This is a genomic window from Spirochaetota bacterium, from assembly GCA_035477215.1.
Classification (GTDB): domain Bacteria; phylum Spirochaetota; class UBA4802; order UBA4802; family UBA5368; genus MVZN01.
Window position 1 is genome coordinate 18,441 of record DATIKU010000061.1, and the last position, 18,613, is coordinate 37,053.

Here is an 18,613-nt window from a genome sequence, read left to right on the forward strand (position 1 = left end):
TGATGAGGATAAAATCTCCCGGTCGCGGAAATATTTTGTCAAGACTTTAATAAAATACTTGAAAAACCCGCTCCATCCGGTGAATCTATGGGATGCCTTCTCTTCATTCCCATCAAGACACGAGGGACATCGTATGAACAACAAGTTCATCCAGGAACACAAAAACCATTTTATCGGCTTCCTATTATCCATCTGCCTGTTCATCGCCCTTGGCTTCGTTTACACCCAGACCCGAATTCTCGACGGCCTCGAGAACGGCGCCGTCAATTTCCGTTTTTTCCTGCGAGACCCCTCGGAGAAAGCGAAAAAACTCCAGGAGGGAGTGCGGATCACGAAAAAAAACCAGCGCTCGCGTGACGACATCATCATCCTCGGCATAGATGAAAACACAATCCGCGAATTTACCGGCCAGAATATACACTGGCCGTTCTCCTGGGACATCCACGCCAAGTTCACCCGCTACGTTGCAACTGGAAACCCCAAGGCCATTTTTTTTGATATCATGTTCCTGGACCATAAAAAACACGAGCAGGAGTTCGCCGACGCGATTCGCGAAGCCGGCAACGTGTTTCTGGATTTTCCCTTCGAAACGGCGGAGGTGGACGTCAAGTATTCGGACACCGACGATCGAATGGCCATACTGAACCGCCTGCGTTTCCCCGTCGACCCGAGCGACAGCAGTTATGAGTGGGCCGAAGAGGCCGTGCCTCCCACTACGAAACTTGCCGGGGCCGCGAAGGGAATCGGTTACGCCAACATCCGCCCGGACGCCGACAGTATAAACCGGAAACTTCCGGTCGTCATCAAACACAAGGGGTTTTATTACCCGTCAATCGACCTCGTTCTCGCCATGCACTATTTCGACATCGGGGCAAAGGACGTGGAAATCATGATGGGCAAGTATGTTAAGCTAAAGAACCTTCCGACCGAAAAAATGAAAAAGCCGAATCCGGAGAGGGAGGTGCGGATCCCGATCGACAGCGAGGGGTTCATGGATATCAACTTCATCGGGGGCCCCGGAAGCTTTCAGAACTACCCCTATTATTATTTCTATAACGACGGAAAAATCACCAACAAGTCGCTCGAGAACAAGATCATTTTCGTGGCCGCGTACTCTGTTACCGGAATTTCGACCGATATACACAAATCCCCGTACGGAGACCTTTTCGGAATCGAGCACCACGCCAACGCGCTCAACACAATCCTCAATCAGGATTTCATCATTAAATTTTCCGAATGGGAGAACGTTCTCATCCTCCTCGTGATCGCGATTATTCTGGGGCTCCTTGCTCCAAAGCTTTCTATACTGATGTCGATTCTGTTCTCCACCGGCTTCGGGCTGGTATACATCGTGGCCGCATACCTGCTCTTCGACACGATGAACCTTCTCTGCGTATTCGCCACTCCCGTCATTCAGATCGGAGGAACCTTTACGCTGATTACCGTTTACCGGGTTATGACCGAGCAGCGCGAGAAAAAATACATCCGCCAGACCTTTTCCAAGTTTGTTTCCAAGTCGGTCGTCGATGAACTGCTCAAACACCCCGACAAGCTGAAGCTCGGCGGAGAGAAAAAGATACTCACCGTGCTCTTCTCCGATATCCGCGGTTTTACCACCATCTCGGAGCGCCTCACCCCCGAGGCCCTTGTCGAACACCTCAACGAGTACCTCCAGGCCATGACCGACATCGTCTTCAAGTACCTCGGTACGCTCGATAAATACGTCGGTGACGAGATTATGGCCTTCTGGGGAGCTCCGATCCCACAGGACGACCACGCCGTTCTCGCGGCCAAAGCCGCGGTCGAAATGATGCACGTACTCGATGGGCTCAACAAAAAATGGGTCACCGAGGGCAAACCCGAGCTCCACATAGGCATAGGACTTAACACCGGCGACATGGTCGTCGGCAACATGGGTTCGGCATCGCGAATGGATTATACGCTTATGGGCGACAACGTAAACCTTGGAGCCCGGCTCGAGGGCACCAACAAGGTGTATGGAACCGGCATAATTATAAGCGAGGTGACATACGAGTACGTAAAGGAGCACATCATTGCCCGCGAGCTCGATCTGATCCAGGTAAAGGGTAAGAAGTTGCCGGTTAAAATTTACGAATTAGTCGATATTATAGAGGGCTAATTCGGCCGAATCCTTTTTGTTCATCACCCGAAGCACCGGCGCGAACAGGCGTCCCGTTATCACCAGCGGGGCGTTTGTCATTTTGCCGGGCGCGTCTTCCGTTCCGATCCCCATATAGGTGAAATTGATCGGTAGGCGCAGGCCATCCTGGGGTCGGAAGGCACCGTATCCGCTTGCGCTCAGTGAATCCCCGCTGAAAACCACATTGCTGAAGTATACGTTTTCCGCCGATTGGTTCGCCGAAAGCGTAACCCTGGTGAAACCGATATCTCCGATTGAAGGCTCATCAAGACCGTTGGCGACAACGAATTTCTTCAGTCGTTTCTGGAACACCGTATCGCTTAAACGCCCGGAATCCATTCCAAGGTTGAACTCGAACTTCCCGTTGTCCAGAAGGTGCGCCTTCCTGGTGCCGCTGAATTCGAATTTGAAATCCGCTCCCAGTGTTCCCGACATAGAGCCTTCCACTCCGAGGCTTCTGCCGATCTCCTCAAGATTGATTCCCGTAATCCTGCCCCACACTGACCCCCCAGGATAATCGCTTTTAAGGTACGCGCGCATTTCAAGACCGTACTCGCCCCCCAACCCGGAAAGTGCGAACTCCTCGAGCCTGAGGTATCCGTCCGCGAGTCGAAACCTGGATTTCAGATTGCTCAGGGCCGCCCTCCCGCCGAAGAGCAGCTTTTCCACGTTGAAATCACATTCGATCGTGTTGTTATTCACGAAAACCCCCAACGGAGTTTTCATGAAAAATATCTGTTCGTATCCCCGGGCCTTGTCTTCAAACGCGTCTGTGTAAAGTTTTTTCAATGCACCGCCGGCCGTCTTTATCGGGTAGAGCGCCTCCATCCTTCTGGAATTAAACGCGAACCCGCTTTCGGAAACAAGCGGCATCCATCCCGCAATATATCCTTCACCTTTCAGCCCAAGGTCCGACCGGCCCTTCCGCGCGTCCACGGAAACCAGGAACGCCCCGTCGGCGATTGTCAGGTGTGCAGCGGGCGCCGAGAGTAGCGTGGTCTTCCTGCCATCGGCCTTCCTCGTTATGGAAAAATCATCAAGTCTCATGACAAGCGACACGTTCGTGGATCGTTTATGCCGGATGTCATATGAAAAGCGGCCCGTGCCTTCTATGGAACCTTGATAAGACACATTTTCCCACGGTATCAGCCATTCCGAAAGTCGCGCGAGATCGATCCTGCAGCGTTCGAGAAGCACATCGAAATATTCCTCTTGATTGCTGCTACAGTATATTCCGCTGGCGTTAATCCTCGACGAATCATCGCCGATATCGATCTTCCGAACGATTATGCGTTTGCCGGCATTCAACACATCGGCGGCAAGTGCGATGTTCAGGTTCTCGTTCGCCACTACACTGCGTGCTCCCTCCTGCCGTTGTTCGACGAGATTCAGGTTGTTCAATTCCGCCGTAGCGTCGATGCTTGCATGCCCGTCCATGACATGCACGGTCGCACCGGCCGACAACCCGCCGAAAACCGCATATGGCGGCGACATCAGTTTCGCGTTGATATGCGATATATCTAAATTCTCCACTGAAAAGCGATGGACGGACGAGTACCCCCGTCCATTACCGGCGCGATAAACCGTCCCCCTGGCCGTTACGCTCCCCCTGCTGATCTCCCTGCTGCCGAAAGGCACCAGAATGCCGTTAAGGTAATAATTCACCGCATCTTTTCTGAAATTCAGCCCAATGGATACTTTTCGACATTCAACTGAAATCCTGCCGCCAACCAGGTATTCAACATACATGATCCTGCCATTGGAGAGGAGCACGCTGAAATCATCCATGTCGACATCGCTGACTTCAGCGAGCGGTTTGCCCGACATGAACAGATCGCGCAGGGTCTCACCGTAACCAAGGTTATATCTTTTTAACAGGGTGATCTGGGGATGGTCGAAACGGATTCCAGTTATGCTGATCTTTTTACTCAACAGCGCAGGAAGGTTAAGGTCGATGGTGACCGATGGACTCCGGATCAGACTTATGTTGTCGTTGAAATCGCTCGAAATCGACACGTCGAGGTTGACTATCCGTACATTGCCGGCAAGCGTCAGCCTGACATCCTCAAACTTTACGGCCTTGCCAAAGTTGTCCTTGAAGAAAACGCTGAGCGAATCTTTCAACAGCCGCTCCGGGGCGACCCATGACAGGTATAATCGCAAGACTATTACCATCGCAAAAAGGGCCGCGGCGGCGGCTCCAATTTTAAACAGTATTGACTTTTTTACGGCTTTCTTTATTATGTTGGGCATGGCATGTTTTCGTGCATTTCTTAAAACAACAATGAGATCGCGTCAAGTACATTAGCCCCGGTGAATTGGTAAATAAGGTCATGCCTGAAAAACGATACATCAAGAAGCTTCTGCAGATATCAGAGAAATTCGATATCGATCGCTATGAAGATCCTGATTTCGTCAGGTCCCACGTTTCCTATGAGGGAATGCCCCGGAAACACGCGACCGACAATAAAAAAATAGTGCTGCTTACCGATCCTTTTTCCGATGAAAACCGTTTTTATGAGTTTCCTATCAGCGCCATCAGCTTTATCGAAGAAATCGGTACGATTGCTTCGGAGGACGGCCGAAGCGCCCAGAAACTGCGCCTCTGGATAAAAAAAGGCACACTTGGGCTCAGGTACACGCCTTTCATCGTCTGAATCGCTTTGGTGTTTGAGGGAGTTTATTCCGATTATTATTTGCATTTTTTGTTGTCTTCGCTATTATTAGCGGAGATGGGCGCTTTCTCAACCTCATCCTGCTCCGGTAAGGGCGATGAGGCGTAGAACACTTCTCTTCGGTTCGGGAAAAGGCATGGCCAAACGCGCGATCGCGACTATTCGGGAAAAGAACATCATCATCAACAACATCATAGAGATGATGCTTGCGCGGAATAATTTTCTAATCTGCGGACATAAAAACCCCGATGAAGACTGCATCGCGAGCATGGTGGCTTTCGCCATTCTGCTTACCAGGTTCGACAAGTTCCCGCAGATATACCTTCCCGGAGCGGTTCCCGGTAATTTACAGTACCTGATAAACATCTGCAAATACAATTCCATACGGATCGTCAGCGGAAGGCTAAGAATAGTGAACAGCGTCGAAGCGATCGTAATCTGCGATACGCCCAAACGTTCCATGCTCGACATCAATCAAAAAATCGTCCGCATGATGAATACAGAGGCAATCGTAAAGATCGAGATCGACCACCACCTCGGAGGCGACAGCGATTATATCGGCATGCCGGCCTACTCCCTGGTGACCGCGGCCTCATCCGCGAGCGAGCTTGTGGGTTACCTCGCCCTTAAGTTGCGCGGCAGGAAAGTGATCCTCAACAGGTACCTGATATCCGACCCGTTCTCCCGCAACTTTGTTCTGGCGATCCTTACCGGCATTCTGGGCGACACACAAAAGGGGCAGTTCCTGAAATCCCGGAGGGAAAAAAAGTTTTACGACATCTTCTCCGGGATGTACAACTCCATCCTCGAACGGATGACCGTGAGAGACACCAATTTCACCAACATGGAGCAGATATTCCGCGAGCTCCAGCATCTGACCGCGCGCGAGGTGGCCTGTTACGAATACATCAACGAACGACGACGCTTTTCCGAGTCAATAGGGTATGTGATTCTGCATGAAGACGATATGGGATACCTTTACCGTGAGTTCGACAATGAAATCATCACCACCGTCACCAAGGCGATAGCCAACACCCTTGCCGAAAAGAGCGGCAGACTCAGTCTTATCTGCTTCGCGGACGGAACCGGAGCCGAAAAACTGGTGCAGTTTCGCATGCGTCGCGGCCATCTTTTCAGGAGCTTTGACCTGAGGGACGTACTGAAGCTGCTCAATATCGCCAACGGCGGTGGCCACGAAGGGGCCATAGGGTTCCGCTTTCCCCGAAAGAGCATCCCCGACGTGGACGCGTACGTCGCGGGGATGATCCCACTCATAGAACAGGCGGTCGAGCGCACACTGAAGGCGTGACGCCGGGCCTCATTTCATTTTTCTTAGCTCATTCAGTTCGAAAAGCGCGAGTTTATTGTCCGCGTCGAGATTGGCGACCTTCTCGAAACATCGTATCGCCTCCGCGCGGTTGTCCCGCTTCTTGTGCGACATCCCCAGCGCGAAATGCGCATTGGCGAAATTCTGATCTATCCTGACCGCCTCCTCGAGCACGTCGATCGAGTTCTGATAGTCCATCATCTGGTAGTACGCGGCTCCCGCGATATAGAAGGCGAATTTGTTTCGCTTGTCGCCGGCTATGTACGACTGGATGCATTCAATCGTTTTTGCGTAGTTATTGACCCTGAAATAATTCTTGGCGAGGTTGTACATAAGTTTTTTGTTTTCCGGATACAACGAAAGCCCTCGCTCCAGGTGTTCTATGGCCTCGTAGTAACGGTTCTCCGTCACCAGCTTCTTCGAGTTCTTGATGATATCAACCGCCGCGTCGCGCGTGAGCTCCACAACTAAAAGGGTAATATCGTCCTCGACCTGCGCGCTGCCGATAAAGCGCTGCACGTCCTCTATGATCGCGCTGGTAAAGTCCTCGAGCGGCAGGTTACGGTTCTTCACGACCATGTTCTGAAGTCGGTCGAGTGAATATTCGCGCCTTTCCGCGTCGATCGCCTCCGGTATACCGTCCGTGTACATGATAAGCCTGTCACCGTATTTCATCTTCGAGGTCTTTTCCTCGTAGGTGTCCCGCGCCTCCTCGATGGCGCCGATGAAGAGGCCATTTGTGTCGAGCAGCTCGGTCGATTCCGCCCCCGCACGGAGCAGGATGGCCTTCTGGTGGCTCGCGTTCGCGTACGTTATGGTGTAGTCCTCGTCAATCGACAGGAAAAAGCAGGTCAGGTAATCCTGGGTTTTGACGTGGTCGATGATGTTCTGGTTCACTTCCTGGAATATACGCCTCGGCGAGTCGTTTTTGTTGCAGGCGTTGCTGAATGATATCTTGGCCATCGTCGTCACAAGCGCCGCCGGAATACCGTGACCCGAAACGTCGGCCATGAGGAGGCCCAGCTTGTTGCCCTTCAACTGATAAACGTCATAAAAGTCTCCCCCGATTTTCTCCATCGCGATATAGCGTATTGAAAATTTAAGCTCGTTCCAGTCGTCTATGCGGCCGGGAAGGATGCCCCGCTGAATGGTACTCGCGATATCGAGCTGTTTCTGGATGAGGTCGTCCCGCTCCTTCAGGTCGGCGAGTGCTCCCTGAAGCTCCGCCGTGCGCTGTTCCACCTTCATCTCGATGTTTTTACGGTACTCCCTGATCTCGCGGGCCATTTCAACGAAACCGAACTCGATCGCCGAGAACTCCTTGTCGAGGGAAAGGACGCGGAATTCCGCGTCGCCTCCGGTCGAGATTTCTCTCGCCACACGGCTCATCTCCCTGAGCACCCGGAGGATGGAGCTGGAGTTGACGGACATGAGAAAAGCCATCGTGATAATGGCAACGAGGAGGTACACGATTACCGCCGTCATGTCCGCCTGGTAATAAAAGCGGCTCTTTTCCATCAGCGCCGCGAAGGTGAGAAGCGCGAGCACCATGAGAATGAGGAAAAACGAGAACTTAACCCTCACTCCGCTCAGTACCCTCGGATAGGTAACAACCCCGCGCGCGAGGAGGGTATTATAACAGGTCGCCCGCTCGTAGCCGGTGATGATCTCGGTGAAAAGATACGTGGACATCCCATACAGTATAAAAACCACGAGTGTCGCAATCCCGATGATCTTGACCATCATCTTGAAAACCGCCGGATCGAAGGTACCGCCGAGATGCATGTCGGCATATAACGCGGCGATTAACAGAATCCCGCTGAGCAGCGCGTAAAACACGGAGCTGAACATATTATGCAGAGAAAGATCGGACACATTCCCGTACAGCCTGCGGAGCTCTTCATCGCCGATTTCGCCATGAAGGATCCCACCGTCAAAGTGCCTGTTGACCATCCTGAGCGATTTAAAAAAAGCCGGAACCCCCATACGCGTCAGCAGACCGAACTGCATATAATGGAGCGCCGTCACCGTCGCGACGACCCAGGGGAACCATTTGATAATGAGGATGTTTATCTGTTCGACCGACGAGAGGAGAAAGGAAGTGCCGAGGAAATAACCGAACACCGCGCCCACCCATCCGCCGAAAACGGTCAGAAAGGCGAGCGCAAAAGTGTAACTGATTTTTCTTGCGAGAAAGTAGAATAATCTCATATCGGCACCTTGTTACACTGGATCACGCGCCCTTTCACAGGGCGACAACCGCGAAAACGCCGAAGTGGTCCGAGGGATGTATTTCCTCGTACGGACGGTCGAAACACACCGAAGCGTCCACGACCGGCCCGGCGCCGAGCGATTCGTTGAGCAGAATGAAGTCTATCCTCTTTCCGGTTGCTTCATTTATACTGTTGAGGTGCTCGTATAAAGAATCAAACCTTTTTTCATTATCGGTTAAATAAAAGCTTTTGATGTTCATATTAATGGCCGGATTCCAGGTGTATCCGGGGAGGCGCGATACGCGCGACCAGACGTCACTGTAACCCTTGTCCGCCATGATCCGCATCTCCGGGCTGCCTATCTCAGCGTTGAAATCGCCCATCACCACCAGGGGCGCCCCGCAGGGAACGAGGGTATCAAGGTATTGGGCCATCGCCGCGGCCTCGCTCATGCGCCACTCATTGTCGGAAGCGAGGGCCTTCTGCGCCTCCGCGTATTGGGCATCGCCATAACTCCACTTCTCATTGAGCCTCTTCAGGGTTGTGCGTGTAGCCCCGTCGCCGGGCGGCGAGGCGTGCCAGTGCGTCACGGCCGCGTAGAGGTCTTTGCCGTTCACCTTCATCCTGCCGACAAGCACCTGGGTGGCGTCCTGCGTGTGAAAGGAAAAAGTATTGCCGATAAACCCGCCGCCCGAAAGCTGCTTTCTGCCCGCGATCGAAAGGCCGAGGTCCTTTTTCGCGAGGATAGCATCTCCCTCACGGAGATTCCACGGTAACCCCACCCTGCCGATATGCAGGCCGGAAACGCCCACGTGATAGATATAATCGTAATCGATTTCCTTCGCCAGTCGCTGGATGTAGTCCGGAAGGAAGTTGGCCTCGTTGATTCCAATGATATCCGGATCGAGGCGCCGTATTTCCGCAAGAAGGCCCTGAAAACGCGTCTCACGACGCTCAGGAGTCTCGTATTCCCCCATGATAAGCGTTCCCTTGTAGTCCAGGCCCGACCATATATTGATGCTCATGAGCCTTAGATTTTCCCGCACGGCTCCGGTCTCGTTTTGCTTCCGGCCGCAACCGATCGCCGTCATTACGACGACCAGAAAGATGAACAACGATATGGAACGTTTACCCATTCCGACTTCCTCCGAATGCGTAATTTATCCACGTTTGTGGATAAGTTTGTTGATAACTGTAGCATTTTTACACATAGCAAACAACGCTAATGTTGTTCTAATTCCCTTCAGAATCGATATCGAGCAGCGCCGGAGACTTGACACAGCGGAATCCAGCCGCCGCGTCGCTATTGAGATTCGGAATACCCCCTATCTGACGCCTGGTAGTACGTACCGCTTCGCGCCCTGAATACCATGCCCCGCCTCTGATCACTTTGAACCTCGTCCCGAATCGCTGATTGGCATACCGGCTCCCCGGATAGGCCCTGTAAAAGTCGGCCGTCCATTCGGGCGCGTTTCCTGCCATATTGACGGCGCCATATGAAGAATCACCGATTCCCCCGAACGATATAACGGGCAGAAGGCCCCTGGAAAAAGATCCCTTAATGTCTCCTCCCGATTTCGGGTCCTCCCAGAATTCCATCGTGTTCGCCCGTCCCGCTTCGAAGTCCGGCCCCCATGGGTATGGCAGCGAACCGGATCGGGCGGTTGCCTTCACACCGCCCGAGTCGTACACCGCCGGACCGCGCGCCGCTTTTTCCCATTCCATCTCGGTGGGAAGCCGCTTGTTCGCCCATCGCGCGTATGCCGCCGCTTCCATCCAGGTAACGAGTACAGGCATCTGCATCAGCCTTTCCTCGGGAAGCCCCCCCTTCCATGAGCGCGGCGGACCTGTCCTCGCGTCGCGCACATATGCCAAATAATCCGCGTTGGAGACTTCATATTTGTCGATGAAGTAATCTCCCAGTTCAAGAACGCGTTCGGGTGCCTCGTCCCTGTCACCGGTATCGCTGCCGAATACGAATTTGCCGGCGGGGACGAGCACCATTTTGCGGCCATCGATGGGCGATACGATCTCGTTTTTATAGACGAGGATCTCCCTCTTCTGCGGCTCGGAGTAATCCCGCAGCTTTCTTTCAGCTTCGCTTCGCAGGCCTATCTCGATACCGGCACGCATGAGCGCCTCGTCCACAGCTTTTTCGAGCATATAGTATGCACTTACCCGGTAAACACGGTTTTTCCCGACGGGTATTTCATCAAAAGAAATCACCGAGATATTGCCGATAACCCGCTCGCCCTCTATGATAAAATACGAGCCGGCCGCGGGCTTCTCATCAAAGCGCAATGTCAATAGACCGTCCTTCCGTTTGGACTCGATGCGGGCCAGTATATCGTAGTTCCGTGCCGACAGCACCCCGGCCACCGCGACGACGAGAGCCAGCACAGAAAGTATCGGAAGAATTCTGCGCGTCATTTTCCCCTTCATCGATTGATGTGCTCTCCAACTCCCATGCCTAATCTCCATGAGGCGGGCGGCGCCTCACCTATCTCTGAAAAATCTCCCTGTCAGGCCATCTCAGACAAGTCAGCCTGCCTCCGAACACGGCGCCTGTATCCAGCCCTATTATATTGCGCCGCTCGTCGAAATAGGGCCTTGACATTACCCCGGCGAAATGAACCGCGGCCGTATGGCCGAAGATGACCGTTTTGGGCCAGCGTTTATCCGCATGATAGAATTCCTCGCGGATCCAGAGCATATCCTCTTCGGATTGCAGGTCCATTGTGGTTATTTTCGGATTAAGGCCCGCGTGAACCGCAATAAAATTGTCGGTTTCGTGGTAAAGGACCAGGGATTGAAAAAACTCCATGTGTCGGGAGGGGATGCTGAAGGAGCCGAACGCGCGCCGGTAGCTCTCTATGGTGCGCCTGCCGCCGTTTTGAAAATAGATGCCGTCAGTGTCCCCACCGGACAGGTACGCGAGCAGCATGAACTCGTGGTTTCCCTTTAAAAATACGGTCGGATGCAGCCTCGAGAGCCCTATGAGAAATTCAACGGTCTTATATGAGTCGCCGCCCCGGTCGATATAGTCTCCGAGGAAAAGTAGGGTGTCGTCCTTCCGTATGGTTTCGCGCAGCCGCCCGTACAGGGACTCAAGCCTGGAATACATGCCGTGCAGGTCGCCGAAGATATAGTACATCGCAGGCCCGATACCCCCGTCAATCGGTTGTTGTGGCGGAAACCTCTCCATACAATATGTTGATTGCCGCGTTCCCGTCCACAAGATTTTCGGCGCGCACGAGGCCGAAAACCAGGTCCCCCCACCGCGCCGCGAAGACGTACCCTCGGTCCGGCCGGGGCTTGAACGAAACCTGCCGCGCACCGGCGCTCGAGAGCACGAATCCGCCGCCACCCTGCCCCTGAAGACCCGCAAAATCCCGTATCGCCGAGGATTTCGATGAACGCCGGGAATAATACACGTCGTATTCTATACCGTTTATCGACCTTGTTCGCACGAACAGCCCCCCTTTCAGCGGGATATCGGACGGCGCCCGGGAGTAATATACCAGTCCTTCCCTTTGATTACCGACGCCGAAAAGGTTTGCCCAATCGGGCAGGTCGGATTTTACCGGCGGTATATTCTCGAGTATGATCCGCGCAAACGCGACAAGATCGCCCCCGGCGTCGTTCTCGTCGGCGACAAGGGCGATGAAATGAAGTCCCTGGCGAAGCAGAAGCCCGTTCCGGATTACCGCGATGTCATCGCACATGACAGACGGCGCGGGCATCCTCATTGCTTTCCCGACCCTTCGGCCGAAGATGCCGAACGCGTCGACCGGAGTGCGCATCCGGTATACCTCGATCGTTACCCGGCCACGCGTTTCTCCGATCGGGCGGTAGGACGAGGTCGCGAGGCTTTCACCGCCGTATTCCCGAAAGAGCGCCGATTCATCGTCGACCCGGAGGGCGATATTGGTATTGTCGTAGCGTCGCGGAGGGGCCGCGATTTTCCAACCGGGCAGGTCGGACTCCCGCGGAAGCAAATGGAGGACATCCGGATCGCGTTCCATCAGCGCCGCGCACCCCGAAAGTGCGCCGAGCATGACGACCGCCGCAAAACATCGGGCGGCGAACGTCAATCTATGTCCGGTGGCGGGCGCTTTCATCATCCTGAATTGGATTTATCGCATATCCGGTTAATTATTTTTTGACGGAACGCGGATCGATCGCGTCCTGGAAACCCTCGCCTACGAGGTTGTATGCTGTGATCGTGATGAATATCGCGAACCCTGGGACGAGGGTGAGCCACCAGGCGAAATCCATGAAGTCGCGCGACTGCGACAGTATATCACCCCAGCTCGGGGTCGGGGGCTGTACGCCGAAACCGAGAAACGAAAGCGACGATTCGATCAGGATGGTCGAGGCTATACCGAAGGTGGCCGAAACCAGCACCGGGGCGAGTGCGTTGGGCAGCATATGCCGGAATATGATGGCGCGGTCGCGCGCTCCCAGCGCGCGGGATGCCTGTACGAATTCCATCTCGCGTAGTTTCAAAAATTCGCCGCGCACGATGCGCGCGATTCCGGTCCACCCAGTAATACCGATGACGAGCATCACGTTTACCAGGCTGGGGCCTACAAGCGCGAGTATGGTAAGAATGAGGAAAAAGGTCGGGAAGCAGATGATGATTTCGATAAAACGCGAAATGACCATGTCCACCACGCCGCCGTAATAGCCGGCGATCGCGCCGATGATGATGCCCATCGTCACATATATGAAGACCGCGATAAAACCCACCAGGATCGATATGCGCGTTCCGTGTATCATCCGCGCGGCGAGATCGCGGCCCTGCTCGTCGGTCCCCAGCATGTGCCGCGCGCTCGGAGGCATTACGATGGCGTCGAGATCGTACTCCGAGCTGGTATAGGGCACCGGCGGCATGAGGACGAGGGTTTTGCCGGCCTCGTCCCGGAAATTTTTTCCGGCGAGTTCCGGGTAGTCGAACAGGATTGGGAAATACAGTCTGCCGTCGGCCGAGTATATGTAGGGTTTGTCGTTGGCGAGTAGCGGCGCGAAGAGCGCCACGGCGAAGAGCGCGAGCACCACGACCAGGCCCGCGAGCGCGAACCGGTTGCGCCGGAATTCGCGCCAGGCGATCGCCCAGTATCCGCGTGCCGCCTTCACTGCCGCGCCTCCAGCCTTATACGCGGATCGACCACCGCGTAGAGGATGTCGGCGATCAGTATACCGATAAGCGTCAGCACCGCCGATATCGAAGCGATGGCCATGATGACGGGTATGTCGCGCGCGAGGATCGCCTCGAACGCAAGCATTCCCATGCCGGGGATCGAGAAGATCGATTCAACGATGACGCTTCCCCCGAGAAGGCCGGGAAGAATAGACGCCATGAGCGTAACGAGCGGCACGAGCGAATTGCGAAACGCATGCACCAGCACCACGCGCTTTTCGGTAAGTCCCTTGGCCCGGGCGGTCATGATGTACTGCTGGTTGACGACGTCGAGCATGGTCGAGCGCGTATAGCGCGAGAGGAAGGCGAAACCGCCGTAGGTGAGGGTAACCACCGGCAGCACAAGGTGCCAGGCGATGTTCACCATCCTGTCGAAAAACGAAAAGTCCTCGGCCCAGTCCGAGATGATTCCCCCAAGCGGAAAGAGGTTCAGGTAATCGCCGCCCGAAAGGACCATGAGCAACAAGAGCCCCACCCAGAACGATGGAAGTGAATAAAGGACAAAAAGGACCAGGCTCGAGACTCTGTCGTAGAGCGAGTCTTTTTTCAGCGCTGAAACGATCCCGCCGGGAATGGAAATGATATACACGATGATCATACTGATGATGTTGAGGGAGAGCGTAATGGGCAGGGCCTCGCCTATCCGCTCCGCCACCGGCCTGCCGTCCTTTCGCGAGACGCCGAAATCCAGCACCACGAGTTTTTTAAACCAGTCCCAGTATCCGACGATCACCGGTTTATCGAGCCCGTAGAGCTTTTTTTCCTGCTCGATGATCTCAGTGCCGATGGCCCCGGCCTTCAGCTCTCCCTGGAGGCCGGCGCGCAGGGTCGTGTAGTCGCCCGGCGCCAGGCGGATCATGGCGTAGGTGATGAGGCTGATGCCGATGAAGGTCGGCACGAGCAGGAGAAGGCGCCTGACAAGATATTTAATCATCGATCGCCGCCACCTTCCATTCAAGATAATTAAGGCCCCTCAGGTGGACCTTTACGTCGTTGAAACGGCGGCTGACCACCACCTGCGCGGGCAGGCAATAAAGAAAGGTATAGGGCTGCTCCTCGTGGAGTATGCGGTGAAAGCGGTGGTACATTTTTATACGCCTGTTTTCATCGAACTCCTTGCGCAACCGTATGATGATATCATCGGCCTCGGCGTTTTTAAACGAGCAGAAGTTGGAGCCCCCGACAACCTGCGTCGAATGCCAGAGCTGATAGGGGTCGTCCTCCCACGAGAGCGACCAGGCCAGGGTGACCGCGTCGAAATCACGCTGATGGAGCTTCTGCACGAAGACGGCCCACTCGTAGCGGTTGATGTCCATCGTTATGCCGGCTTTTGACAGGTCCTCCTTCATGATGGTCCCCAATCGCTCGGCGAACTTGCTTCCCGACGGCATCGTAAAGGTAAACGTAAACTTTTTCCCGCCTTTATCCAGTATTCCGTCACCGTTGGTGTCGCGCCAGCCGGCCTCGGCAAGGAGCTCCCGCGCCCTGGCTGGATCGAAGGGCCAGGGCTTTATGCTTTTATCGTAGCCCTTGCTGTGGATATACGACGAGCCGGTCACGATCTCGCCGATGCCGAAGAGCAGCTTGTCGAGGATCGCTTCTCGATTAACCAGATGCGTCATGGCAAGGCGCACCCGCCGGTCGGCGAAAAGGGGCCGGGCCGCATTCCAGCCGATGTAATTATACGCGGGAAGATAATACTGGAGCTTGTAAAAGCCCTCGTTGAATTTCTTCGAGTTCGTCTGACGCACCCATTGGATGGCTCGCACGGACATCACGTCCATCTCGCCTTTTTTCACCATCTGCAGGGCGATGTTCGGCTCGGCGACTATCCGGTACACGATACGATGCAGGTCCGGCGCCTTTCCCTTGTACCGCTCGTTTCGAACCAGGACGATGCGTTTGCCCGTGTCCCAGCGTTCGAATCGGAACGGCCCCGTACCGACCGGAAACCGGTTGTTTTTGTGCGTGTTGAAGTCCGTACCGTTATCGAACACATGTTTGGGCACGATAGGGATCGTACCGCAGATTTCGAGCGCCCGGAAGTACTGCGTAGAATAGCGGAACTCGACCGTATAGCGGTCGATCTTTCGGACCTCCCGTACGTCGATGTAATATACCTTCAGCGGCGCACAGGCCACTTTCGGATCCTTGATCGTTTTAAACGAGTAGACGATGTCGTCGGCGGTCAATTCAACGCCATCGCTCCACTGTATCCCCTTTTTAATCCTGAACCGGTACCGCAGCCTGTCGCCGGATATCGACCACGATTCGGCCAGCCGGGGGATGAGCTCCGCCGTGTCGTAGTCGCGGTCCAGCAGCGTTTCATAGATATGCTGATTAATGGACGAGGCCACCGCCTCGGTCGAGGTGATGGGGTTGAGATGCCCCGGCTCGGACCCCAGATGGATGTAGAGCGCGCGCGGGTCGCGGACGGATGAAAAATCTCCGCATGCCGTCAGGGCATGGAGCGCGACACAGAGCGCAATACACCGGGCACCGAACACCAGTATATTCAGAATCCTCATTATAGCGCCGCCGGAAGGTAGCCCATGGTCCGTGCACTCTACGGCCCCCTGTTTCAGTAAATCAAGTCTTTTTCCTTAACGCCCCGAATGACCCGGGCAGGCGCGTGATTAACTGTATTTTGCGGCAATATTTCCGTATCTTTACCGGTATTGTATATTCGTTCAACACGAAGCCTTTCGCTTGACAAAAACAGGGTGAATATCCATATTCGAACATAGATACGGGAAGGAAATATGGTCTCACGAAAGATAAAAATAGACCTCGAGTACCTCAGGCCCGATAACAGCTTTATTTATCCGCTGTATTCGAAAACCGGCGAGATGGTGCTCGAGGCCAGGGCCGTGCTTACCGCCGAAAAGATAGCATACATTTCCGAAAAATACGGCCATAAGCTATATTACACCGATACCGGTGAGCGCGCGGTCATTCCCGCCTACCGCATGAAAATCGCCTACAACAAGTCGCGCGAGATCATGGAAGAGATCATGAACACCGAGAAGCTCTCGCGCACCTCGCTCCGCGATGCCGAGAAAGTCGTCGAGGAAATCGTCAACGACCTGAACACCGCCGACGTGGAGGCCGTGGAGCTGTTAAAGGACCTGAAATCCCACGATGAATACCTGTACAATCATTCCGTCAATGTGGGGGTTCTCGCCGCGCTCTTCGCGAAAAAGCGGGGCAATTTCTCGCTCGAAGAGATCAAATACATCACCCTCGGCTCGTACCTGCACGACATCGGCTCCACCAGGATCGACAAGCAGCTGCTCAACAAGGAGGGAAAGCTCAACATCACCGAAGTACAGAAGATGAAGCGCCACCCGCAGCTTGGATACGAGATTTTAAAGAACATCGAGCGGGTGAGCCCGATAGTGTTACAATCCGTTCTTTTTCATCATGAGAAATTCAATAACCGTGGATATTACGGGCTGCCGTATGAAAACCTTCCCGACTTTCCCAAGATCGTGTCGATTTGCGACATCTACGACGCGCTCACCTCGAAGCGACCGTTCAGGGAAGCCGTATCGGTCGAATACGCCCTCAAGGCGATCGTAAACACCATCGATGTGCATTTCGATTATGAAATAATCAGCGACTTTATAAACAGGATAGCCCCGATACTCAATCACTCCCAAAGCTTCTATACTAAAAACGATTTCTGCGAGCTCAACACGCAAGAGCTGGCAATGGTCCGCGAGCTTGGAGTGAAAGACTACCTGAAACCGAAGGTTACGGTCTTTTGTAAGTTCGTCAGGGAAGGAAACAGGCTGGCCGTCAACTTCTACCAGAAACCGATACAGGTGGACCTGGACAAGGACGCACAGCGAAAGCTCGCGAAGATCATCAGCAACGAGACCCAGATCGCGGCCATCAAGAAAAAGCTTGAAGAGCGCGACTTCTTTTAACCCCCGGGCCCCCCGGATATCGGCCGAATCGACCGGTCGCGGTTCCAGGCCTCAAGGCCGAAAAGCCCATTTTCGATCCGTACGGCCTCTTCCTCCTCCCGTCCATTGAGGCCTCCTTCCCCGAAGACGCATCCAAGCCTGTCCGCGAACGCGCGTGCAAGTCGCCCGGCGAGTTCGGACGCGAATCCCGTCGCCAGCACCCGTTCCCCAAGCAGCCGGCGAAGCGATGTCACACGGCCTTCAGGCGCGGCAGACGGGCCGTCCGGGGACTTTTCCTTCGCCACGTTTAAAATGCGGAACATCCGTTCGGTGTCGACATCAATGAGCAGCGTTCCATGCTGGAGCAGGACCCCTTCCCTTCTGGTCTGGGCGCTGCCCGACACCTTGGCCCCTTCCACCAGAACATCGTTGACCGGGGCGAATTCCGCCTTCAGTCCGAGCCCCTGCAGGGCATCAACGATCGGCGCGCAGAGCAGCCCGTATGATTCTCGGATGGATTGCGCGGCCGTGCGGTGCGAAAGCGGTATAAAGACGCTGTAGGTAAGCTCGTGCTCGTGGAGTACGGCCCCTCCGCCGGTAACGCGCCGTATGACGGCCACGCCCTCCCGGCTGCACTCCGCCTCGCGCACCTCCTCCTCGATCCTCTGGAAGTAGCCGATCGTAACGGCGGGCGTATCCCACGAGTACAATCGGAGCGTCGGCGGACACGCGCGACGGGCAAGCGAATGAAGGATGGCGAGGTCGACCGCCATGTTGTACGCGCCCCGCCGTGGAATATCGATGATAAGCCGCCATGTCTCCATTATGGCTGTTTCTCCGCATCGCAGCCCGAAGCGGCCTCGACCGTTCCACGCGCGATGCTCTCTATTGACAGGCCGATAAGTTGAATGCCCCCGGAATCTACCGCCTCCCGCAGACGGTCCCGTACCGTGTTCAATTCCGGGCGCACTCCGCGCAGCGCCTCCTCGATCCTGAGCACCGCTTCTTCCGGATGCACGAAAAAGTCGCCGGTGAGCCGCACGCCTTGCACCAGGCCGTCCGCCATGTCGATCGAAACCCGAAGGAGCTTTTCCCCCGGCGCTTTAATGACCGCGGTATGCAT

15 protein-coding genes are annotated in these 18,613 nt (G+C 54.7%); 4 read left to right on the plus strand and 11 right to left on the minus strand.

Translation table 11 applies throughout. The annotated features are described in order from the left end of the window. Positions 1 to 133: 133 nt before the first annotated feature. Positions 134 to 2,140, plus strand: coding sequence for an adenylate/guanylate cyclase domain-containing protein (locus tag VLM75_15950; protein ID HSV98413.1), 2,007 nt, complete (start codon positions 134 to 136; stop codon positions 2,138 to 2,140). On the opposite strand, the gene VLM75_15955 is transcribed toward VLM75_15950, so the two are convergent. Continuing rightward, on the minus strand, positions 2,117 to 4,414 hold the full coding sequence (locus tag VLM75_15955; protein ID HSV98414.1) for a hypothetical protein: 2,298 nt from the start codon (positions 4,412 to 4,414) through the stop codon (positions 2,117 to 2,119). The genes VLM75_15950 and VLM75_15955 overlap by 24 nt on opposite strands. 80 nt (positions 4,415 to 4,494) lie before the next feature. Between VLM75_15955 and VLM75_15960 the strand changes: the two genes are divergently transcribed. After that, positions 4,495 to 4,818 carry an inorganic pyrophosphatase Ppa gene (locus VLM75_15960; protein ID HSV98415.1) on the plus strand — a complete coding sequence of 108 codons (324 nt, stop codon included), beginning with the start codon at positions 4,495 to 4,497 and terminating at the stop codon, positions 4,816 to 4,818. A 115-nt stretch (positions 4,819 to 4,933) separates the two neighbouring features. Continuing rightward, positions 4,934 to 6,145 carry a DHH family phosphoesterase gene (locus tag VLM75_15965; GenBank protein ID HSV98416.1) on the plus strand — a complete coding sequence of 404 codons (1,212 nt, stop codon included), beginning with the start codon at positions 4,934 to 4,936 and terminating at the stop codon, positions 6,143 to 6,145. A gap of 9 nt (positions 6,146 to 6,154) precedes the next feature. Here VLM75_15965 and VLM75_15970 read toward each other — a convergent pair whose 3' ends face one another. From VLM75_15970 to VLM75_16005, 8 genes are all read right to left on the minus strand, one after another. Next, positions 6,155 to 8,374 (minus strand): SpoIIE family protein phosphatase, encoded by a 2,220-nt coding sequence (locus VLM75_15970; protein ID HSV98417.1) that lies wholly within the window; start codon positions 8,372 to 8,374, stop codon positions 6,155 to 6,157. Between the two features lie 34 nt (positions 8,375 to 8,408). Continuing rightward, positions 8,409 to 9,512 carry an endonuclease/exonuclease/phosphatase family protein gene (locus VLM75_15975; protein ID HSV98418.1) on the minus strand — a complete coding sequence of 368 codons (1,104 nt, stop codon included), beginning with the start codon at positions 9,510 to 9,512 and terminating at the stop codon, positions 8,409 to 8,411. 97 nt (positions 9,513 to 9,609) lie between these two features. After that, on the minus strand, positions 9,610 to 10,806 hold the full coding sequence (locus VLM75_15980; protein HSV98419.1) for an SUMF1/EgtB/PvdO family nonheme iron enzyme: 1,197 nt from the start codon (positions 10,804 to 10,806) through the stop codon (positions 9,610 to 9,612). 70 nt (positions 10,807 to 10,876) lie between these two features. Beyond that, the gene (locus VLM75_15985) at positions 10,877 to 11,530 is read right to left on the minus strand and encodes a metallophosphoesterase family protein (GenBank protein ID HSV98420.1); all 654 of its coding nucleotides are present in this window, start codon (positions 11,528 to 11,530) and stop codon (positions 10,877 to 10,879) included. Positions 11,531 to 11,549: 19 nt separating this feature from the next. Then, on the minus strand, positions 11,550 to 12,434 hold the full coding sequence (locus VLM75_15990; GenBank protein ID HSV98421.1) for a DUF6599 family protein: 885 nt from the start codon (positions 12,432 to 12,434) through the stop codon (positions 11,550 to 11,552). A gap of 97 nt (positions 12,435 to 12,531) precedes the next feature. Then, entirely contained in the window at positions 12,532 to 13,515 is a 984-nt protein-coding gene (locus tag VLM75_15995; GenBank protein ID HSV98422.1) for an ABC transporter permease, read from the minus strand. Then, entirely contained in the window at positions 13,512 to 14,513 is a 1,002-nt protein-coding gene (locus VLM75_16000; GenBank protein HSV98423.1) for an ABC transporter permease, read from the minus strand. The genes VLM75_15995 and VLM75_16000 overlap by 4 nt, the downstream gene beginning before the upstream one ends. Next, positions 14,506 to 16,107, minus strand: a complete 1,602-nt coding sequence (locus tag VLM75_16005; GenBank protein ID HSV98424.1) for a peptide-binding protein — start codon at positions 16,105 to 16,107, stop codon at positions 14,506 to 14,508. Before VLM75_16005 ends, VLM75_16000 begins: the two co-directional genes overlap by 8 nt. Before the next feature lie 234 nt (positions 16,108 to 16,341). On the opposite strand from VLM75_16005, the gene VLM75_16010 reads away from it, so the two are divergent. Then, positions 16,342 to 17,511, plus strand: a complete 1,170-nt coding sequence (locus VLM75_16010; GenBank protein ID HSV98425.1) for an HD domain-containing phosphohydrolase — start codon at positions 16,342 to 16,344, stop codon at positions 17,509 to 17,511. Here VLM75_16010 and VLM75_16015 read toward each other — a convergent pair. Continuing rightward, on the minus strand, positions 17,508 to 18,314 hold the full coding sequence (locus VLM75_16015; protein ID HSV98426.1) for a lipoate--protein ligase family protein: 807 nt from the start codon (positions 18,312 to 18,314) through the stop codon (positions 17,508 to 17,510). The genes VLM75_16010 and VLM75_16015 overlap by 4 nt on opposite strands. Then, positions 18,314 to 18,613 (minus strand): lipoate protein ligase C-terminal domain-containing protein, encoded by a 300-nt coding sequence (locus VLM75_16020; protein ID HSV98427.1) that lies wholly within the window; start codon positions 18,611 to 18,613, stop codon positions 18,314 to 18,316. Before VLM75_16020 ends, VLM75_16015 begins: the two co-directional genes overlap by 1 nt.